Below are 20,345 nucleotides of genomic sequence, written 5' to 3' on the forward strand. Positions count from 1 at the left end.
CTTCGGAAAGCTTTGAGGCGAACGCTGACGATTCTCCAGCTTCAAATCCTTACCCTCCGCTACCCACCGCCGCCAAAAAAGATTTTCCCCCAGCCTATAAGGTGGGGGAGGGTAAGAGCCGCCTGGCAATAGCTTCGCCCTATCGCAGCGAACTTCACGCCGGGCATGTATGCCGGTGTATTAATGCTCTGTATAGTCCTCTCTCAAGCTGAAAGAGTTTGATGAATAAGTGCTTACGGCATGCAAAATCAAGCCTAGTTAGGGCATCTTGGTCAGCCTAGCAGTAGTATAGCCATGCTTGCTTGTGAGCGTGCCATAACGTGCCAAGCTTACAAGTCGTTTGACGAAGTCAACGCCCTGCATGCATTCGCACGCGTATATCCGCAGCGATGGCACTTCATGCACAGCATTCCCTTTTTTAAGATGGGGTGACTTTATGGAAACGGCGGTCAGCAGCGGAGTGGATGGAATCGTTCTGAAGAAGCGATAGCGTTCGCCTTTATCCCCGGATTTTACCCTTTAAAGGGTTTATATAAATCAGATGAAATCCGGGGATAACAGCGATCGGAAGAATGATCCATCCGCGTAGCGGACTCTAACCCCCGCGTGCCATAACTCACCCAATATGAAATGGCAGGAGTACTGATGATGATTCCAAAAATATTGTATCTTCGCAACTTTGCCAGCAAGGTGAATGGAGCCTCATACAATTTGCAGGAAGTCGGCTTGGGCAAAGCGCTCGTCCGTAAAGGTTACGATTGCGATATTGTTTACTACAACGATCGTAAGGAGACCCATCTGGAACAAGTCTATCGTCACGCAGGCTGCACCTTGCGCATTATCTGGCTGCACGGTTTCAAGTTTTTAAGCAACAGCATCTACAGAGATGTTCTCAAAGATTCTTTTCTGGCAGCTTATGATCTGGTTATTACTACAGAATACAACCAGATCATGACCTACCTGCTTTCCCGCAAATGTCCCGATAAGCTGGCGCTGTATCACGGTCCATACCGGGATAATACGCATGCGCTGATCCGCAAACTGTACGATGTTATGCTGCTGCCTAAGGTGACAAAGTCTCTACGCCGAACCTATGTCAAATCCGATCTTGCCAAGCGCTATCTGGAGAATAAAGGCTTTGACAACGTGATAACGATTGGGGTCGGACTGGACCGCAGCAATGTAGAGAAAGGATTCAACAGTGACGACCAAAGCGGAGAGCGTGAGGAAAACCGTGAGGTTGCGAATGAACTGCGTCGGATCGGTAATCGCCCGGTGTTGCTGTATGTCGGTGTGCTGGAGGAACGGAGAAATATACGTTTTATGCTGAATACGTTCAAAAGAGTACTCCAAAAGCATCCCGGCTGCCTTTTGTTAATGGTTGGGGATGGACGAAAGATAGATACGGATCGTTATTGGGCTTATGCTGAGCAACTGGGGTTGACGGATAGTATTATACATTTTCCAAGAGTGGAGCAACGTCATCTGTGGCAGATTTACGGAGCAGCGGATGTGATGCTGTTTCCGACCCAATACGATATTTTTGGCATGGTGCTGCTGGAAAGCATGCTGTTCCGTGTCCCGATTATTTCTTCGATGAACGGTGGCTCGGTTACCTTGATTGAGGACGGAGTGAGCGGAGTGATGCTGAGAAGCTTTTCGGAGGAGGAATGGGCTGGTCGTATAGGCACATTGCTGGATGATGCTGGGCTTAGACGAAGTCTGGCCGAGAAAGCGTTTCTTACGCTCGAGCGTATGTCGTGGGATCGGATTGCGGATGAAATCATAAGCCAGCAGCGGATCAAACCCATAAGCTCCAATCACGCTATGCAATCAACACAGGAAAGTGGGGCGGCCACGTGAGTCAACAGGTTAGCAGACGAATGACCCCGCCTGTAAGCAAAGTACTGATCATCCATAACTTTTACCAGCAAAGTGGGGGAGAAGACAAGGTTGTCGAGCAGGAATCGGCTATGCTGCGTTCCAGAGGAATAGAGACGGAGCATTACTATGTGCATAACGACAGCATTCAAAGCAAAGGATTGGCCAACATGGCAAAGCTGGCGGTAGAGGCAGCCTGGTCCTTCCCAGAATTCAAAAGAATCAAAGAGCTGCTTTTGCGAGTGAAACCGGATGTGGTACATGTGCATAATTTTTTCCCGGTCATATCCCCATCGGTCTATCATGCCTGTGAACGGCTGGGGGTTCCGGTTGTCCAGACACTGCATAATTACAGGCTGATTTGTCCGGCGGCAACTTTTATGCGAGGGAATGAAGTTTGTGAAAAATGCCTGCACGGCACGCTGCTGCACTCCATCCGTCATGGATGTTACCGAGGCTCACAGCTGCAGACGATTCCGGTGGCGGCGATGATTAAGTTCAATGAGCTGATCGGCACATGGCAGCACAAGGTAAGTCGCTATATTGCGCTGACGGAGTTTGCACGGGACAAATTTGCTGAAAGCGGCATTCCGCTGGATCGCATCGCAGTAAAACCGAATTTTATCCATCATCAAACAGTCAAAGCCAAGTATGACCCCAATGATCGTTATTTGTTGTTCGTGGGCCGGATTTCAGCTGAAAAAGGGGTTCGCAATCTGTTGCAAGCCTGGTCACAGCTGGAAGATCGAGGTGGATTGAGACTGGTCATCATTGGCGATGGTCCGCAAAAGGCTGAACTGGCTGCTGCTTATTCGCAGGAAGACATTCGGTTTCTCGGCAAGCAGGATGGAGACACGGTGCTGGATTGTATGAGCCGAGCCATGTATGTGATGGTGCCTTCCATTTGGTATGAAGGTTTTCCGATGACGATTGTAGAGTCCTATTCCGTGGGAACGCCGGTATTGTGCAGCCGAATCGGCGCATTGGAGGAAATCGTGGAGGACGGAGTGACGGGTTTCCATTTTCAACATGATGATCTGGAAAATATAAAGACCGTGATTCGCCGTGCAGTAGCCTATGAGAACTATGCAGCTATGAGACAGAAGGTGGCGGAAAACTATGCAGCACACTATACGGAAGAAGTGAATGTGAAGCAACTGCTGGCGATATATAGCGAGGCCATGGAGGAATGTGATGATGAAGCAGCTGCCCCAGTATAGAGTCGGAAGGATTGCGAGCACAGATGTTGCAGCGCTGACGTTTCAGGAGACGGTACATACGCTGGAACAATGGGCAGTCGGACGAAAGGACAGCTATGTATGTATTTGCAACACCCATTCCATTGTCACAGCCGGGAATCATCTCGAGTTCCACGAAGCGCTCACTCAGGCTGATTTGTGTACTCCAGACGGTATGCCACTGGTATGGGCACTCAAGCTGTACGGGTTCGAGCGTCAGGATCGAGTAGATGGTCCCAGTTTGATGCTCAAGTTGTGCGAACGTGCGCCACAAACGGAGGTGAGCGTATATTTTTACGGCAGTACGCCGGATACGCTGGATAGCTTAAAAGACAGGGTAGGACAGGATTACCCTGGAATTCGTATCGCGGGCAGCTTTTCACCGCCATTTCGTGAACTTCAGCCAGAGGAGGAGAAGCGGATCATTGAGGAAATCAATGCTTCAGGTGCGCATCTCATATTCGTCAGTCTGGGCTGTCCGAAGCAGGAAATCTGGATGCATCGCAACAAGGATCGTATCCGTGGCGTGATGGTTGGAGTAGGGGCTGCCTTTGACTATATTACAGGCAAGGTTCGCAGACCGCCGCTAATGATACAAAGGTTGGGACTGGAGTGGCTGTACCGTCTGCTCTGTGAGCCAAAGCGTTTATGGAAGAGGTATGCCTATAACAATCCAATGTATATCTATCGTTTTCTCAAATCCTATCGGCATAATAAAAGGCTCACGCTCTATCATAATCGGCATACAGGGAGAGGCGTAGAGAAGTGAAGCAGGGCAAAAGTACAGTGAAATGAGACAGCATGTAAAAGGGGGAATTGGTTTGAAACTATGTGTTATAGGTGCCGGGTATGTCGGACTGGTGTCAGGGGTCTGTTTTGCCGCGCTTGGCAATAACGTCGTCTGTATCGATCAGAATGAAGACAAAATTCGTCAGCTACGTGCAGGCGGAGTACCGATTTATGAACCAGGCTTAAAGGCTCTAATTAAAGATAATGTCGAGCAGGGCCGGCTAAGCTTTACAACAGATACCGCAGCTTCAGTGCAGGCAGCTGAAATTGTTATTTTGGCGGTGGGTACGCCTTCATTGCCGAGCGGCGAAGCCAACTTGTCTTATATTGAAGAAGCAGCGTGCGAGGTGGCAGCTGCCATGAATGGCTACAAGATCATAGTTACCAAAAGCACGGTGCCTGTCGGAACGAACGAGCGTATTCAAAATTGGATCGCTAGCCGCACGAACTATCCTTTTGGTGTCGCTTCGGTTCCTGAATTTTTACGAGAAGGCTCGGCGGTCATGGACACCCTACAGCCTGATCGAATCGTCATTGGAGCTTCCGATCCGCATGTATCCGCAGTGCTAACTACTCTGCATGAGCCGCTGACAACGAATATTTTAACCACGGATATCCATTCGGCCGAGATGATTAAGTATGCGTCGAATGCTTTTTTGGCGACCAAAATTTCGTTCATTAATGAGATTGCGAATATTTGTGAAAAGGTGGGTGCAGACGTTACACGCGTGGCACACGGTATGGGACTGGATCAGCGGATCGGTTCCTCCTTTTTGTCTGCTGGTATCGGCTATGGTGGTTCGTGTTTTCCCAAGGATACGCAGGCTTTAATTCAAATTGCAGGCAACGTGGATTATGAATTTAAGCTGCTGAAATCCGTGGTAGAGGTGAATCAGGGACAACGTTTTAACGTGATTCGCAAGCTGAAAGAGGCACTGGGTGAGCTGGAAGGGGCTACGATTGGCATATGGGGGCTGGCCTTTAAACCAAATACAGATGACGTAAGAGATGCCCCGGCGCTGGATATCATACAGTCGCTGCTGGAGGCAGGGGCACACATTCGTGCATATGACCCGATCGCTACCGCTAACTTCCGCCGATTACTGGACAGCTCGGAAATAAAGTGGGCCGATAGCGCACGAGAAGCAGCAGAAGGATGCGATGCATTATGTCTCTTGACGGAATGGGAGGAGTTTGGTGAGGTCGGACTGGGTGAGCTGAACGAGCTGATGAAGTATCCCATTATGATTGACGGGCGCAATGTGTACAGCGAAGAACAAATCAGACAATCTGCCTTTGCATACTATTCTGTCGGCAGGCCACAGATGAACAATCTGGATATAGATCGTCATCAGTCTGTAGTGAATCCGTAAAGGGAGGCTGCGTATGAAACGATGGCTGAAGGTGACATTGGGGGCTGTGGCGTTATTGGTTGTAGGAGGTGCCGCCTATACCGTCTATGTGTATCATTCCTTTAAAACAGCGGCAAATGCGATGTATCATCCGCGCAGCATCGTGCAGCCCGGAGCGGTCTCTACCCTTGCAACGGGCGGAGCAGGGCGCTCCGTAGGTACAGACACTGGATCAAGTACACCCAATCCGGCAGCCATCTCTCAGTTCAAGCCGTTCACCGTGCTGGTGCTGGGTGTTGATCGGCGACCGCACGATCCAGGACGATCGGATACGATGATCGTTCTATCTGTGAATCCCGCCAATGGTTCGATGTTGATGTTCAACATTCCGCGTGATACGCGAACAGAGTTGGTCGGTAGAGGGCGTGAGGACAAAATCAATCACGCGTTTGCTTTTGGGGGCGTTGATATGTCGATCCGTACGGTAGAGCATTTTTTGAATCACCCGATAGATTACTATGTACAAATGAATATGGAAGGGTTTGCGAAAATGGTGGACCTTGTGGGAGGAGTAGAGGTCTACAATCCACTTGATTTTCAGTATGAGGGGCATCATTTTGCGCAGGGGAATTTGAACTTGAACGGAACTGAAGCATTGTCCTATGCCCGTATGCGATTTGATGATCCGCGTGGGGACCTCGGGAGAAACGCTCGCCAGCGAGAGCTGCTCAAGCAAATTCTTGCCCAGTCCATCAGCAAGGAAGGGCTATTGCGAGTGAAACCGATACTGGAGGCAGCGGGCGAGCAGATTTGCACAGACATTAGCTTTGACGATATGAAGACCTTTCTGACCCGGATCGGCCCGTCTCTTAAGCAGACGGATACTGTTGAGATAAAGGGACATGGGAGCAAAATCAAAGGTGTGTATTATTACATCGTAGATGAGCAGGAACGCCAACGTATCCATGGAGTGCTGGAGAAGCATTTGCTCACCACTCCCGCATCACCTTAGACATGACCTTAAGCAGACAGGTGTCCTCAGCAAGACCCGTTATTCTCTTCTAAACTCACCTTGTCCCACATACATCTGTAGAGTATTCGGTATAGTCCGACAGAGGGAGGGACAGGTGTGCTGCTTAGAAGGAGAGCGGCTTCGGCGTTCGTCCGTAAGCTAATGTATTTTGTAATTATATGTGGATTGCTATGGCTGCTGTGGATGGGTCTGCGTGGGGTGATGTCTACGGGGGAAGGGGATCAAGCCGTAGAAGCGCTGAACGAGTTCTACACGATGGAGCAATCGGGGAATTTTGGCGGCTCATGGGAGCTTTTTCATTCCCAAATGAAGAAGAAATTCGAGAAGTCCACGTATGTGCAGCAGCGTGCGCACGTTTTTATGCAGGATATGGGGACAGATACGTTTACGTTTGAACTGGGGGAGCCGCAGGCTGAATATGACATTCGTACCGATTCGAATGGGGAAGATTTAGGGAAGGTCTACCGCATTACGGTCACTCAGCACTACAAGACCCGATTCGGTACTTTTGATATCGTACAGCCTTGTTATGTGACGCAGGAAGATGAGGAGTGGAGAGTGCTTTGGATATACAAGGAGAAGGAACAGACGTGATAAGGTGCTCCCAAAGGTGTTTCTGACAGGATAAATATGGTACAATACTTCCAAAACCGGAAATGTACAGTAAATTGGATGACAGCTTCACTCCGGGTGGAAGGAGTTTCATAGCATGCAGCAAGCGACAGGGCAGGTTCCCGTCATACGGATGGAGGGTGTGAGTAAAATCATTTCCTCAAAAGCGATCGTGGACAATCTGACACTGGAGGTTCCGGCAGGACAGGTATTTGGTTTCCTCGGACCGAACGGTGCAGGAAAAACGACCACCATTCGTATGATGGTTGGCCTGATTTCGATCAGCAAGGGTGATATTCATATTTGCGGAGACAGCATTAATACCGATTTCGAAAAGGCTGTTTCCCATGTCGGTGCGATTGTTGAGAACCCGGAGATGTACAAGTTTTTGACAGGCTATCAAAATTTGCAGCATTTTGCGCGAATGTCTCCCGGGGTGAGCCAAGAGCGTATAGACGAAGCGATTCGTCTGGTGGGACTCGGAAACCGAATTCATGATAAAGTCAAAACCTACTCGCTCGGGATGCGGCAGCGACTCGGGGTAGCTCAGGCGATTTTACATCGACCGAAGCTGCTTGTGCTGGATGAGCCGACCAATGGCTTGGACCCGCAGGGTATTCGTGAACTGCGGGATTATTTGCGTCAATTGACCCGTACCGAAGGAATTACCGTGTTTGTATCAAGCCATTTGTTGTCCGAAATGGAGCTGATGTGCGATCGCGTGGCCATTATTCAGAGCGGGCGATTGGTTGATATTAAGCAGTTGAAGAATACAGAGGGAGAAGTGCAGACGGCGGAAATTGCTTTTGAAGTCAATGATGCTGAGCAAGCTTATACGCTTGCTGGAGCAGGGCGCGTCGAAGGCAATCAACTACTGCTTCACCTGGAGCGGGAACAGATTGCAGAGATGAACAGTCTGCTGGCTGCAAATGGAGTCAAGGTGTATGCGATTCGCCCGGTTGCCCGTACGTTGGAAGATCAATTTTTGGAAGTGACGGGAGGCGGGGCCATTGGCTGATTTCTTCAAGCTGGTACATAATGAAAATCTTAAAATCTACTTGCGTGTGCGCACATGGATCATGCTGGGGCTGCTGGCGGTCATCACCGCTGTGATTCCGATGCTGATTTCTCTAGTTTCTGATCAGGTTAGTGTGTGGGATGGCATCGCATTGACAACGTTGTTTACATTTTTCCTCAATACGACGTTTACGGTCATTGTAGCTGCTGATTCGGTGGCTGGCGAATTTACATGGGGAACGATTAAGTTGCTGCTCATTCGCCCTTGGACTCGCAGCAAAATTTTGTTGTCCAAGTATATATCGGTGATTTTGTTCAGCTTGCTTGGAACAATCGTTTTGGTCTTGATGGTTACGCTATCCTCCTGGCTGATGTTATCGAAGGACGCACCAGCGGGCTCTGTTCCGCTGTTCAGTGATCCGATATCTTACGTAACGCTGAACTTCTTGTATAGCTATATCGCCTTATTCGTGACCATGGCTTTTGCATTTATGTTATCCGCGGTGTTTCGTTCGAGCGCTTTGGCGATTGGTTTGTCCTTGTTTATGATGTTCACCAAAACGGTGTATAACTCTATTGGCTTGTTCAGCACAGATCGTTTTGAATGGACCAAATACGTACTCTTTACGCATATGGATCTGAAAAAATATCTAGATATGCCGCCGGGTACAGTAAGTTCCAATCTAACCTTTTCGCTCGCTGTGCTGGCCGCTTATTATGTGGTTTTTATCGCGATTGCCTGGGTGGTTTTTGTAAAACGCGATGTCTCCACCTAAACACGTATCTCTTAGCATGTGTGATTGAATGACACGAGGATTTTGGCAAAATGCTGAGATCACAAAAAGGAAGTCCAATGCCTAGCCATTTGGACTTCCTTTTTTGCTATGTTGGCACTGTTTTATTCAGTATCTATGTCATTTTTGCTACATATTCTGTAAGTGTGGGTATATTGTAATCTATTTTCAGCAAGAATCAATCAATAGGGTCGGTTTGCGTTTAAAGAAGTAGAGAGAAACAGAACAGGGGGGCGTATGATATGCTGCAAAATAATCGTTTTTTTCGTCTGACTTCAGGAATCGTCATGATATTGCTTATCATTTACTTGGGCACCAAAGTAAGCTTTATATTCAGTCCTCTTGTATCCTTGGTCAGCTTGCTGGTTGTACCGTTGATGCTATCTTTTTTCCTCTATTATTTATTGAGACCGATTGTAGATGTCATGGAACGGAGAAAAATCAAACGCTCAATTTCCATATTGCTGATTTATTTGGTTATTGGCGTGTTACTGTTCCTCTTCTCATGGGGAGTGTGGCCTACGCTCCGTGATCAGGTAACCAATTTATTTGAGAACGCGCCGAAGCTTATTAAAAGTCTGGTTGATCAATTGAGCCAATGGCGGCATAATCAATCCTTGAGACAAGTACTGCCTCCGGGTGAAGACCCGCTGTCACAACTGTCAGATACGTTAAACGAAGCTTTTTCAACGCTGTCAGATTATTCGGTAAAGCTGGTATCGTTCGTGTCCTACTTTTTTATCGTATTGGCTACCTTTCCCATATTGCTGTATTACATGTTGAAGGAAGGAAGCAAGTTTGGCCCCAAAATGCTTAACTTCTTTCCTAAAAAATATCACAAGGACGCGCTGGAAGTTATGGAGGATATTGATAGTGCGCTCAGCAGCTTTATCGTCAGTCGAGTGCTGATCAATGTCGCGTTGGGCTTGATGATGTTCCTTGGATTTTTGATTATTGGTTTGCCTTATGCCTTGCTGCTTGCCGTTATTTCGATTTTCCTTAATTTTATTCCCTATGTGGGGGCAGTAGCTGCTTCTATACCAGTGGTTATCATTGGATTTCTCGAATCGCCTTCCATGGCGCTCTGGTCGCTGGTGGTGGTGATCGTTGCACAGCAAATTCAGGATAATTGGCTGTCGCCGATTGTCTTTGGCAAGCAGCTGGACATTCATCCGTTGACTGTCGTCATTTTATTGCTAGTTGGTGGCGACCTGCTCGGGATCTTGGGTATCATTTTGGTTATTCCATTATATATGTGCGGCAAAATCGTCATACGCAAGGTGTACCATTTATTTTTGGAACGCAGAGTGGAGGATATTATGGAGTGATTGGAGGATGTACTGGATATATAGGAGTATAAGCCGGCCCTATCCCGCTTCAGGTTGTAGGGAGGCTTGGCTGTCCTCTATGTCTTGGCTGAAACTGGATTGATTTTCATCCTCTGATTTATCTATAGCAGCTGGCGACTCTGCATCCATAGTTTGGTTCATTTGACTTGTGCCGTTCAGTACGCCGCCTTCAGAAATGACCAATGTAGGGGTCGCCGTATTTCCGTACAGTTCGCCTGTTGATGTAATGGTCAGCCGTCCTTCTGTGGTGATGCTGCCGAATACCTTGCCGGCAAGAATGACGTCCCGTGCAATGATGTCCGAACGTACAACTGCTGATTCTCCAATGACGACAGTGCGAGTGCTGTAGATATCGCCCTGAAAATGACCATCAATGCGAATGTTGGCCTCTGCCTCAATCGTACCTTCAAAGCTGGTGCCGTTCGCGAGCAGTGTATCCGTCGTCGCCGGGGTGGAGAGCTTTTTTTTGGATTCCTTGAACATGATCGTTTTCCTCCAATCCTTTATTGTCGGTATTTTGCAAAACCCTTATTGTACATACAGCAATGGATCAACAGGTTGGTTATGCTTGACGATCTGAAAATGAAGATGAGGTCCTGTGCTTCTCCCGGTACTTCCCAGCAGGCCAATGGTCTGTCCTTTGTGAACACGGTCCCCCGGAGCCACCTGCATACCGCTTAGGTGCATATACCAGCTTTGAAGTCCGTCTGGATGCTGAATGATGATGCACTTGCCGCGAGCTCCGCTGGAAGCGGCCTCCAGCACAGTGCCTGCCCCTGCTGCATAGACAGGATCACCGGATTGACCGGCAATGTCCACGCCTGAGTGAAAAGCGGATTTCCCTGTAAATGGGTCGCTGCGATAGCCGAAACTGGAGGTCATGCGCCGCGAACCAACAGGCCAAATGGAGGGCCTGCCTTGTTCAGCAAGTGCCAGTCTTCGGGTCTGGAGCAGCTGCGCGGCTTGTTGGCGCTCCAGGTTCTGCTGTACGGCGTTTGCCTGTTGAATAGAGCGCGGAACCGTGCGCTCCACTGTGTCCAGCAGAGCTTCGATTTCCTGAAAATCATCCATGGCCTGGCGGGCTAGAAGAGCTGTATTTTCATGCACTGCGATCAATTCACCGCCGGTATGGCCGGAAGCATCCCAGGAGAGGGGAGTGATGGTTGATTTATTGCTGCTTGCGCTGGAGGAATTTCCGTGTTTACGAATGAATTGCTGCATTTGTTGTTCCAGCTCAGTTACACGTTGGAGACGTTCACGAATACTGGTGGCTTGATTCGTCAGCTCCATGACTTCCTGCCGCAGTCGCCCAATGGCTGCGTCTTTGTCTGCTACCGTGACCTCCATCTGCAAACTCTGGACAGCAAGATTGGTTTCCATTTGGGAAATAATATGGGAAGAACGGATTTGCAGCCCGATCACGAGCGTAGAGATTGATGCGATCACAAGGGTCGGGACGAGAATGACAGCGGCTGCGGAGCATTGTAGCTGCTTGGGCGGTTGCTGTGCATCCCGAATGACAAGCAGGGTCATCCGGCGATTTAGGCTTCCTTTTTTCATAATCGCTCCTTTCCGGACATCGCTCCTATAGTGCTTGGTTACTATCTATTCAGCTTAAGAGGCAAACATGTCAAAAAAATTGGAGCTTTGTATAAAACGTAGATATATAAGGAGGCTTAGACATGCTGTGGTTGCTGTTGGTTTTAATTATTTTTATTTTTCAGACCGGGACGATTCTGCTCTTTGAATTTCGCAAGCCGTCCAAAGCGGTAGCCTGGCTCTTTATTTTGTTTTGCTTCCCGCTTATTGGTTTTGTGGTGTACTATTTTGTTGCTCAGGATTACCAGAAGCGTAAAGTGGTTCGTAAAGCAGGATCGCAGCTATTTCGTGAATTCCGTGAACATCTGTGGGCGCAAACCAAGGTGATTGAAAATGTAGAGCAAATGCACAATCCCCATTTCAAGCATCAGGAGCGTCTGTTTAACCAGTTGATTCGTATGTCGGAAAACCCGTTGACTGGCTGCAACCGTACACGTGTGCTGACGAACGGGGAAGAGACTTTCGACGCCATGCTGAAAGCGATGGAACAGGCACAACATCATATCCATGTGGAGTTTTACATATTTCGGGCAGACGAAATCGGGAAAAAATTTCAGGAGGTCATGATCCGTAAGGCACGCGAGGGAGTTAAGGTACGATTCATTGTGGACGGCGTAGGGAGCTACCATTTACCCTATTCATTTATTCGCACCTGTAATGAGGCTGGGGTCGAATTTCATTATTTTCTACCGCCGTTTTTCGCCACGCTGGACCGCCGGATTAACTATCGCAATCACCGGAAAATCGTGGTGGTGGATGGCACGATCGGATTTGTGGGGGGAATCAATGTAGGCGACGATTATCTCGGAAAGTACCCCAAAGTGGGATTTTGGAGGGATACGCATTTGCAGATTGAAGGAGATGGCGTTTATTTTCTGCAAAATGTGTTTCTTAGCGATTGGAAGCTGGCTTCGGGGGAGAGGCTAATGGACGTGAATTTATTTCCTCCACATACCTGCACAGGGGATGAGGAAGTACAGATTTTGAGCAGTGGGCCCGATCAGGTATGGGATACGATTCAGGAATTGTGCTTTGGAGCGCTTACGGTTGCCAAAAAGCGGATTTGGATAACGACGCCGTATTTTATTCCCGATCCGGGGATTTATGAGGCACTGAAGCTGGCGGCCGTCAGCGGCATAGATGTGAAAATTATTATTCCCTACCAATCAGATTCGAAACTGGTCCACCTGGCGTCACTGTCCTATGTGCAAGAACTGCTGGAGGCAGGAGTGGAGTTCTACCAATATCGAAAAGGATTTATTCACGCTAAAGTGGTGATTGTGGACGATTTGCTCGGCTCGGTTGGGACCGCCAATATGGACATGCGTAGCTTTTTCTATAATTTTGAGTTGACCGCTGTACTTTTTGCAACTTCGGCGTTGGAACGGCTATCGGCAGATTTTGTAGAGGACATTTCCAACTCTTCCAAAATAGATTTGAACGTGTTCCGCAGACGCCCTCGATCTCAAAAAATAGCTGAAATTCTAACTCGCATGCTCTCTCCCCTCCTTTAGAGGCGGTTTTCGCCGTTTTTATCAATATAATCCCGCTTTATTGTGATTTATGTGCTCTTTGCTAACTTTTTTGCGCAAAATCACAGTTTTATGATATACTAATCACATAACTAAGCGCCGTAAAGGAGAGGGGACTGCGGAGAGCAGCCCCTTTTTCGGTCCAATATACCATACTGTAACGGGGGGATTTATATATGAGTGTAGTGAGCAAGGAAGTCCAAAATCTGTCTGAGATCACAGATGTAACCGGAGAGTTGACCAAGATCAGCAAAATTCCAGCTAATCCAAAGAACAAAGTAAAACGCTTATTGCAGCGTGCAGCCATGATCGTGGTTGGTGCAGCGCTGATGGCCGTGGGATTGGAAATATTCCTAGTTCCTAACGGCGTTATTGACGGCGGCGTTACAGGTATTTCCATTATGGCCTCCAAGATTACTGGTTATCCGCTCGGTATTTTCCTGACCCTGTTGAACCTTCCATTTTTACTTATCGGCTACAAACAAATCGGTAAAACCTTCGCTTTATCCACATTATTCGGCATCGTCGTTATGTCCATCGGAACTGCGTTACTTCACAATGTAAGTGCATTGACGCCTGGGGAACCGCTGCTTGGCGCTATCTTCGGGGGTGTCATTCTCGGCGTGGGAGTGGGTCTTGTGATTCGGTCCGGCGGCTCGCTGGATGGGACAGAGATCGTGGCTATTCTCGTCAGCGAAAAAACTCCTTTTTCGGTCGGTGAGATCGTATTGTTCGTTAATATTTTCATTCTGGGAAGTGCGGGTTTTGTATTCGGTTGGCCGAATGCCCTGTATTCCATGATTGCTTATTATATTGCTATGAAAATGATTGATATTACAATTGAGGGTCTGGATCAGTCCAAATCGGTCTGGATTATTAGTGATAAATACCGTGATATCGGAGATGCCCTGACGGACCGTCTTGGACGGGGGGTAACTTACCTGGAAGGTGAAGGCGGCTTTACAGGCGAGAGCAAAAAAGTGATTTTCGTCGTCATTACCCGACTGGAGGAAGCGAAGCTCAAGAGCATCGTTGAGGATTGGGACCCGCACGCCTTCATTGCAATTGGTAATATTCACGATGTGAAGGGCGGACGTTTTAAGAAAAAAGGAATACACTAGCGCAAGGGGACAATTTCTCAGCCTATGGCTGCGGGGTTCGTCCCCTTTTTTGTGCTTCAAAGCATGGATCAGGTTGGGTGTGTTTTGGAGCGCATATGTTTGAGGAGGTCCTCTACGGGCTGGGGAGGCACCTTGTCGATCAAGTCGCCTACCTGGTTTAACCGTTCCTCAATATTTAGCAAATGGTAATCAAGTGGTGACACATCTTGCCGTACCTCTTCCCAGGTTAGCGGAGTCGAGACCGTAGCACCGGGACGTGCCCGAGGAGTATAAGGAGCGGCTAGGGTTTTTCCCTGATAATGCTGCAAGTAATCAAAATAGATGGCTGTTCCACGATCCTTCTTTAACCGTTCCAGTGTGAACAGATGCGGGTGCTTTTCCGTCACAAATTGTCCAACCAACAGTCCGATGCTGCGTAGCTCGTCAAAGGTGATGCCTGTACGGATCGGGACGATAATTTGTACACCTGTGGCCCCGGAGGTTTTGGGGACAGAGTCCAACCCAAGCGAAGCCAATACTTCGCCTACAATGGAGGCGGCCTCCATAATACGTGGCTCGACTTCTCTGGATGGATCTAGATCAATCATCCATTCACAGGGCAGTTGGCTTCCTGTTCTGTGCAGAGAGGGATGAAATTCCAACGCAGCTTGATTACCGAGCCAGAGTAGTTGGGGCAGCTTGCCAAGCACGATATACTCAATGCCATCATGCAGAGCGGTTTCAATATAGTCTGGCCGAGGATGTGGGGCATTTTTCTGATAAAAAAAATCCCCATGAATACCATGTGGCCAACGGATGACAGTCAATAGACGCTGATGACAATATTTGAGCAGGTAGGGGGCCAATACCGCAAGCTTGCGAAGATATAGCGCCTTAGTTACACCTGCTTCGGGCCACAGCGGTTTATCCGGGTTTGTGATCGCAATTTCATGACCTTCAATCGTAATCGTACCTTTAACAGCTCGTCCCATAGTGCTATGCTCCTTTGGTTAACATGCAGCAAGATCATTATTTACAGACAACTGGCAGCATTTCTACATCTACATAAGGTTTAACATGAGCGTGCAGCACAGAATTTATCCATCAAAGGGATTGACAAGATACATTATGTATCATAAATTATAATAAAAATACGATATGTATCTATTAAAACGTCTTGAGCAGAGGTAGAGGAGGAGTGTGCTTGATTGAAAAGCAGGGCGGAAAGCTAGTATTTCTGTTGAGTGTCCCTCGAAGTGGAAGCTCGCTGCTAACTGCCATTTTGCAAAACCATTCCCGTCTGTTTGCCACGCAGGAAATGTGGTTTCTGCTCAGTTTATATGATCTTCCTCAGTCACATGCACGGCCATATGGAGGAACAGGAATACTCCGGCAATTTTTTAAAGGTATGGTCCCTCCACATGTATTGGAGCAGGCCGCTCGTTCGTATGCACTTGAAATATATAATGGCCTGCTTCAAGGGACGACCGCTGATATGCTTATCGACAAATCACCGCGTTACTATACAGTGCTTGAATTTGTAGACCGTTTGTTCCCGGCTGCCCGTCGAGTGTGGCTTATCCGCAATCCTTTGTCCATCGTGGCCTCGTTTAAAAAGGTCAATCAGCTCCGAAATGGGAACTTTCACCTGCTGAAGGAACTGGGAAGTCCGCATTTTAATATGAAAATGACAGATATTACGGTTGGTTTGTTCCGGTACGCTCATTATTTTGCCACACCTCATCCACTTGCATACCCGCTGATGTATGAACAGCTCGTAGCCAATCCAAGGATGGAGATTGAGAAGCTGTGTCATTTTCTGGAGATCTATTATGAGCCTGGGATGGAAAGGTACGGGAACTTTGCGGATACGCCCCAATCCAATCTTTTTTATAGCATGGGAGCGGGTGATCCGTTTGTCATGGAGCATGAACAGGCGCATCAGAATTCGGTACATAGTTGGCAATATCTATTGAGTACAATGGAAATTGAACTGTATTGCAGAAGTATTGGAGCTCGCTTGTTTAGGCAGCTTGGTTACGGAGAAGCGCTGGAACAGGCTGAGCAGATGACTGGAGTCCGCTTTGAGGATGACCCGGATGTAGAGCTGTTGAGTCGGCGTACACACCAGTTCCTCCAACAAAGTGGCTTTGAATGGAAGGCAGATTATCGGATGCTGGAAGATCGGGATGCAGATAACAAAGAATTCATGACAAATGCAACCTGTCATACTGCACCTCACAACCCGGCAAGGATGGATATGGCACAGATCGTGAGTGATCGACGAATTCAATCACTGGAAAACAGACTGGCACATAGCTTTGAGGAACGGAACCGGCTGATCGCACAGCTCCAAAGCTATCAGCGCCCAAGCCAAGGGTTCCGGTCCCATTTATTGGCCCGTAAGTTCGGGCGCTGGGCGTCTGAAGTATTATCAAGTATCGGAAAAGAAAAGGGGGGAGAACGTGAGTGCAATTGCCGGAATCTATAGATTTGGGCATGAGTCTGTATATGCTGAAGAAGGCGAAAAAATGATGCAAACTCTGCAAAAATATCCCGCTGACCGCGTGTGCGCTTGGTGTGAAGGTTCCATTTTTTTGGGATGTCATGCCCAGCATGTGACCCCAGAATCTGTTCATGAGCGTCTTCCCTTTTATGATGAGCTAAGAGATTTGGCTATAACGGCCGATGCGATCATTGACAACCGTTCTGAGCTGTTTGAACGACTAGCAGTTGAGCAGGGGCGGCGGATAGATATCACGGACAGCGAGCTGATTTTACTGGCATACGACAAATGGGGTGTTGATGCAGCAGGTTATCTGATAGGTGATTTTGCCTTTGTCATTTGGGATGCTAAGAAACATCGGTTATATGGTGCTAGAGATATGACAGGCAATCGTACGCTGTACACCTACCAACATGACGGAGGATTTGCGTTTAGCACGGTAGTCGCTCCGCTATTGGTTCTGTCCTCTCTGCGAAAAGAACTGCATGAACCATGGCTGGCCGAATTCTTATCTATCCGTGCAATGCAGGAATCCGTCGATATCGGGACAACCGCCTACAAGCATATCAACCAGCTGCCTCCTGCACATTGGTTCACTATGGAAGAGGGAAAGCAATCGCTCTGTAAATATGCATGTCTGGATGAGGTAGAGCCGTTGCGGCTCAAAACAGGCGGCGAATACATAGAAGCTTTCCGCGAGGTATTCTCCCAGGCGGTAACTGCCCGATTACGGACGCATCGCGCTGTAGGGGCTGCCCTGAGTGGGGGATTGGATTCCGGAGCGGTTGCCAGCTTTGCCGCGCCATCGCTGCACTTACAACACAAGCCGCTACATGCCTACAGCTATGTACCTGTTCAAGATTTTACAGATTGGACACCGCCTACATTGCTGGCAAATGAACGCAGCTATATTCAGTCCACCGCTCGCTATGTGGGCAACATTCGTGAAAATTATATGGATTTTGAGGGGAAAAGTCCGTTTTCTGAAATTGATATTTGGCTGGAGTTGATGGAGGCTCCCTACAAATATTTTGAAAACTCCTTCTGGATTAGAGGTTTTTATGAGAAAGCACAGGAACATAATGTCGGAGTTCTGTTGACTGGGGCACGGGGCAATTTTACCGTATCGTGGGGGCCTGCACTGGACTATTATGCCCGTCAGTTTCGCCGTTTGCATTGGCTGCAATCTTGGCAGGGAGTGAGGCGGTATAGCAAGCTTACAGGCAGTCGTATGTCTCATTTACTGCCCGTGATGTTGAAAAAAGCCACTTCACTTGACGCTCGCACATGGTGGGGACGTGGCAAGCAAAGTCCGATTCCTTCACTGATTCACCCGGAGTTTGCCAAGCGGATGAATGTAGAAGATATTCCCGTATTGAGTGGAACTGGCTGGAGAAAAAATGCCGATCAGACAAGAAAAGAGAAGTTTTCAAATTTGGCGATTGCCAACAAAAATGGTGTCATGGCGACCAAACTTTCACTCCGTTATGGCCTGTGGGAACGTGATCCGACCGGGGACAGCCGTGTCATTCGCTTTTGCTTATCGGTACCTTTTGAACAATATGTACAAAATGGCCGGGACCGTGCCCTCATTCGTAAAGCTATGCGTGATCATCTCCCCGATGATGTTCGGTTGAACCAGCGAGTACGCGGCGTACAGCCTGCGGATTGGCTACATCGTATGCTTCCTTGCTGGGACACGTTTATGGGAGAGCTGCAAGTGATGTGTCATGATTTACGAGCTGCCGAATATCTCAATATGGACTACATTAAGACGGCTATGGCGAAATACCGACATCCCCGTCCGGACCAGGCATCCGATCCGAATATACGACTATTCATGCACAGCCTGATCGTGTACCGTTTTCTCTGTGGTTTGAACTGATTTGGATCTAACCGATCAGACGGCGTGCCATTCGTGGGAGGGGAGGTGATGAGATGAGTAAAAAAGAATGGCAGGAACCGACGATTGAGGTGCTGGATATTAACCAGACTATGGCGGGTAAAGGCTGGAAACAGATTGATTGGGTGTCAGACCATGATGCCGATCTGTATAATCCGAGCTAACGGAAGATAATTATACATGAGCCGATGTTGGGCTGAGATCCAGATAGCTTACTGATCACGAGCCGTCTTTATTTCATTCGGGTTAGGTTGGACCGGAAGAAATAAAGACGGAATTTTAAGAACAGGGAGTGAGTCCTATCGCGCATGACAGGAGTGCCCATAACAGTTGGGTGAAATATACAGCCTTTGGACTCAGGATTGCCAGTGAGCTAACTCTGCCTGAGCTGATCCCAGCAGAACCGGGATTGGTAGAGGATGTGGTCATCCGGCAGGTTGATTTGTCAGCATGGAGGGACCAACTGGAGCAGGCCAATTTTGTAATGCAGGGTGAACGCTTTATGTTCCTAATACCGGACACGGCCATTTATGCCATCAGGGGAGGCAAGGAAATCGAGGTAAGTATGTTGCCTGGGGCTGATCCTGACACCGTGCGGTTGTTTGTACTGGGCACATGCATGGGTGTTCTACTGTTGCAAAAACGGGTTTTACCTATTCACGGAAGTGCGGTCGTCATCGGAGGTCGGGCCTACGCATTTGTAGGTGAATCCGGCACGGGAAAATCGACGCTGGCTGCCGCCTTTAGACAGGCTGGCTATCAGATGATCAGTGATGATGTGATTGCTATAAACGTGACAGCTTCCGCAGCCATCGTATATCCGGCATATCCGCAGCAGAAGCTGGGACTGGAAAGCTTGCTTCAATTGGAGGCATTACGGGAGAACAAGAAGCATGTACGGCAAAGAAAGCATGTTCTTTCCCTAACTGACGGTAATCCTGTAAGGGCACAATACCAAGATTTGCGTAGGATTGCAGGTGAGCTCAATAAATATGCCGTGCCTGCTGTGGACGAATTTTATAACGATCCGCTTCCCCTGGGCGGTGTATTCGAGCTTGTGAGCGATTCTCCAAACCGTGAGTCGATGCGTGAAGGGGAGCCAGTGGTGGTTACGGAACAGCCCTTGAACAAACTGGAGTGCTTGCATACATTACTACAGCATACATATCGTAGGGCGATCATTCCGCGAATGGGTTTGGGTGAATGGTATTTTGATACAGCGGCCCGGATGGCTCGGAAAGTGGAAGGCTGGCGGCTGCTGAGGGATAGCTCCTTCTTTACGGCGTCCGAGGTTGTACAACGCGTACTTGAACTCATTCATAAGGAGGAAAAGAGTTATGGCAGCCATTAATCCAGCTAAGGATCATTATCGCATCACGTATGGTGAAGAAGTCTATGTAAGTGATATGGACGGAGAAAAAGTGATGATGAGTATTCATACTGGAAAGTATTATAATTTAGGCTTCACAGGAGGACGGATCTGGGAACTGGCTGAATCCAGTCCTTCACTTGGAGATATTGTAACTGTCCTGACGAATGAATATGAAGTGGACGAGGAACAGTGCAGACAGCAGGTACATACCTTTGTAGCTGAATTGGAGCGGGAAGGATTGCTGAGGCTCCTACGGGAGTTGGACTAA

General features: G+C 48.3%; 19 protein-coding genes. 16 read left to right on the forward strand and 3 right to left on the reverse strand.

Annotated elements, in window-relative coordinates; genetic code table 11:
* Nucleotides 1-648: 648 nt before the first annotated feature.
* The 9 genes from ACH59B_RS06135 (at nt 649) to ACH59B_RS06175 (ending at nt 10,044) form a co-directional block, all read left to right on the forward strand.
* Complete coding sequence (locus ACH59B_RS06135) at nt 649-1,863, forward strand: glycosyltransferase family 4 protein (protein ID WP_045244084.1); 1,215 nt, start codon at nt 649-651, stop codon at nt 1,861-1,863.
* Nucleotides 1,860-3,101 carry a glycosyltransferase family 4 protein gene (locus tag ACH59B_RS06140; RefSeq protein ID WP_045244083.1) on the forward strand — a complete coding sequence of 414 codons (1,242 nt, stop codon included), beginning with the start codon at nt 1,860-1,862 and terminating at the stop codon, nt 3,099-3,101. The genes ACH59B_RS06135 and ACH59B_RS06140 overlap by 4 nt, the downstream gene beginning before the upstream one ends.
* Nucleotides 3,076-3,888 (forward strand): WecB/TagA/CpsF family glycosyltransferase, encoded by an 813-nt coding sequence (locus ACH59B_RS06145; RefSeq protein ID WP_045244082.1) that lies wholly within the window; start codon nt 3,076-3,078, stop codon nt 3,886-3,888. The genes ACH59B_RS06140 and ACH59B_RS06145 overlap by 26 nt, the downstream gene beginning before the upstream one ends.
* Nucleotides 3,889-3,940: 52 nt before the next feature.
* Nucleotides 3,941-5,281, forward strand: a complete 1,341-nt coding sequence (locus ACH59B_RS06150; protein WP_045244081.1) for a UDP-glucose/GDP-mannose dehydrogenase family protein — start codon at nt 3,941-3,943, stop codon at nt 5,279-5,281.
* A gap of 13 nt (nt 5,282-5,294) precedes the next feature.
* Complete coding sequence (locus tag ACH59B_RS06155) at nt 5,295-6,272, forward strand: LCP family protein (RefSeq protein WP_045244080.1); 978 nt, start codon at nt 5,295-5,297, stop codon at nt 6,270-6,272.
* 117 nt (nt 6,273-6,389) lie between these two features.
* Nucleotides 6,390-6,887, forward strand: a complete 498-nt coding sequence (locus tag ACH59B_RS06160; RefSeq protein ID WP_045244079.1) for a hypothetical protein — start codon at nt 6,390-6,392, stop codon at nt 6,885-6,887.
* A gap of 115 nt (nt 6,888-7,002) precedes the next feature.
* The gene (locus ACH59B_RS06165; RefSeq protein ID WP_045244078.1) at nt 7,003-7,923 is read left to right on the forward strand and encodes an ABC transporter ATP-binding protein; all 921 of its coding nucleotides are present in this window, start codon (nt 7,003-7,005) and stop codon (nt 7,921-7,923) included.
* Nucleotides 7,916-8,698 (forward strand): ABC transporter permease, encoded by a 783-nt coding sequence (locus tag ACH59B_RS06170; RefSeq protein ID WP_016821229.1) that lies wholly within the window; start codon nt 7,916-7,918, stop codon nt 8,696-8,698. Before ACH59B_RS06165 ends, ACH59B_RS06170 begins: the two co-directional genes overlap by 8 nt.
* Before the next feature lie 260 nt (nt 8,699-8,958).
* Nucleotides 8,959-10,044, forward strand: coding sequence for an AI-2E family transporter (locus ACH59B_RS06175; RefSeq protein ID WP_016821228.1), 1,086 nt, complete (start codon nt 8,959-8,961; stop codon nt 10,042-10,044).
* 39 nt (nt 10,045-10,083) lie between these two features.
* Here ACH59B_RS06175 and ACH59B_RS06180 read toward each other — a convergent pair whose 3' ends face one another.
* The gene (locus ACH59B_RS06180) at nt 10,084-10,548 is read right to left on the reverse strand and encodes a polymer-forming cytoskeletal protein (RefSeq protein ID WP_045244076.1); all 465 of its coding nucleotides are present in this window, start codon (nt 10,546-10,548) and stop codon (nt 10,084-10,086) included.
* A 45-nt stretch (nt 10,549-10,593) separates the two neighbouring features.
* Nucleotides 10,594-11,625: a M23 family metallopeptidase gene (locus ACH59B_RS06185; protein ID WP_017426474.1), complete on the reverse strand. Its 1,032-nt coding sequence runs from the start codon at nt 11,623-11,625 to the stop codon at nt 10,594-10,596.
* A 122-nt stretch (nt 11,626-11,747) separates the two neighbouring features.
* On the opposite strand from ACH59B_RS06185, the gene cls reads away from it, so the two are divergent.
* Both cls and ACH59B_RS06195 read left to right on the forward strand, forming a co-directional pair.
* On the forward strand, nt 11,748-13,178 hold the full coding sequence (gene cls / locus ACH59B_RS06190; protein ID WP_019686424.1) for a cardiolipin synthase: 1,431 nt from the start codon (nt 11,748-11,750) through the stop codon (nt 13,176-13,178).
* Nucleotides 13,179-13,372: 194 nt separating this feature from the next.
* A complete protein-coding gene (locus tag ACH59B_RS06195; RefSeq protein WP_013369852.1) occupies nt 13,373-14,317 on the forward strand; it encodes a YitT family protein in 945 nt (314 codons plus the stop codon).
* A gap of 68 nt (nt 14,318-14,385) precedes the next feature.
* On the opposite strand, the gene ligD is transcribed toward ACH59B_RS06195, so the two are convergent.
* Nucleotides 14,386-15,288 (reverse strand): non-homologous end-joining DNA ligase, encoded by a 903-nt coding sequence (gene ligD / locus ACH59B_RS06200; protein WP_016821225.1) that lies wholly within the window; start codon nt 15,286-15,288, stop codon nt 14,386-14,388.
* Nucleotides 15,289-15,500: 212 nt separating this feature from the next.
* On the opposite strand from ligD, the gene ACH59B_RS06205 reads away from it, so the two are divergent.
* The 5 genes from ACH59B_RS06205 to ACH59B_RS06225 all read left to right on the forward strand — a co-directional run bounded on the left by ACH59B_RS06205 (nt 15,501) and on the right by ACH59B_RS06225 (nt 20,345).
* Nucleotides 15,501-16,787, forward strand: coding sequence for a sulfotransferase (locus ACH59B_RS06205; RefSeq protein ID WP_031463081.1), 1,287 nt, complete (start codon nt 15,501-15,503; stop codon nt 16,785-16,787).
* Nucleotides 16,762-18,687 (forward strand): asparagine synthase-related protein, encoded by a 1,926-nt coding sequence (locus tag ACH59B_RS06210; protein ID WP_016821223.1) that lies wholly within the window; start codon nt 16,762-16,764, stop codon nt 18,685-18,687. The genes ACH59B_RS06205 and ACH59B_RS06210 overlap by 26 nt, the downstream gene beginning before the upstream one ends.
* A gap of 53 nt (nt 18,688-18,740) precedes the next feature.
* Nucleotides 18,741-18,869, forward strand: a complete 129-nt coding sequence (locus tag ACH59B_RS06215; protein WP_013369856.1) for a paeninodin family lasso peptide — start codon at nt 18,741-18,743, stop codon at nt 18,867-18,869.
* A 128-nt stretch (nt 18,870-18,997) separates the two neighbouring features.
* The gene (locus ACH59B_RS06220) at nt 18,998-20,056 is read left to right on the forward strand and encodes a dephospho-CoA kinase (protein ID WP_277508401.1); all 1,059 of its coding nucleotides are present in this window, start codon (nt 18,998-19,000) and stop codon (nt 20,054-20,056) included.
* A complete protein-coding gene (locus ACH59B_RS06225; protein WP_016821221.1) occupies nt 20,043-20,345 on the forward strand; it encodes a lasso peptide biosynthesis PqqD family chaperone in 303 nt (100 codons plus the stop codon). Before ACH59B_RS06220 ends, ACH59B_RS06225 begins: the two co-directional genes overlap by 14 nt.

The organism is Paenibacillus sp. DP01 (assembly GCF_044784315.1).
Classification (GTDB): Bacteria; Bacillota; Bacilli; order Paenibacillales; family Paenibacillaceae; genus Paenibacillus; species Paenibacillus polymyxa.

Bases quoted from the DNA above. Each gene is read 5' to 3' on its own strand.
- ACH59B_RS06215 (WP_013369856.1), top strand. From the start codon at position 18,741: ATGAGTAAAAAAGAATGGCAGGAACCGACGATTGAGGTGCTGGATATT.
- ACH59B_RS06225 (WP_016821221.1), top strand. From the start codon at position 20,043: ATGGCAGCCATTAATCCAGCTAAGGATCATTATCGCATCACGTATGGT.
- cls (WP_019686424.1), top strand. From the start codon at position 11,748: ATGCTGTGGTTGCTGTTGGTTTTAATTATTTTTATTTTTCAGACCGGG.
- ACH59B_RS06185 (WP_017426474.1), bottom strand. From the start codon at position 11,625: ATGAAAAAAGGAAGCCTAAATCGCCGGATGACCCTGCTTGTCATTCGG.
- ACH59B_RS06155 (WP_045244080.1), top strand. From the start codon at position 5,295: ATGAAACGATGGCTGAAGGTGACATTGGGGGCTGTGGCGTTATTGGTT.
- ACH59B_RS06180 (WP_045244076.1), bottom strand. From the start codon at position 10,548: ATGTTCAAGGAATCCAAAAAAAAGCTCTCCACCCCGGCGACGACGGAT.
- ACH59B_RS06145 (WP_045244082.1), top strand. From the start codon at position 3,076: ATGATGAAGCAGCTGCCCCAGTATAGAGTCGGAAGGATTGCGAGCACA.
- ligD (WP_016821225.1), bottom strand. From the start codon at position 15,288: ATGGGACGAGCTGTTAAAGGTACGATTACGATTGAAGGTCATGAAATT.
- ACH59B_RS06165 (WP_045244078.1), top strand. From the start codon at position 7,003: ATGCAGCAAGCGACAGGGCAGGTTCCCGTCATACGGATGGAGGGTGTG.
- ACH59B_RS06195 (WP_013369852.1), top strand. From the start codon at position 13,373: ATGAGTGTAGTGAGCAAGGAAGTCCAAAATCTGTCTGAGATCACAGAT.
- ACH59B_RS06175 (WP_016821228.1), top strand. From the start codon at position 8,959: ATGCTGCAAAATAATCGTTTTTTTCGTCTGACTTCAGGAATCGTCATG.
- ACH59B_RS06135 (WP_045244084.1), top strand. From the start codon at position 649: ATGATTCCAAAAATATTGTATCTTCGCAACTTTGCCAGCAAGGTGAAT.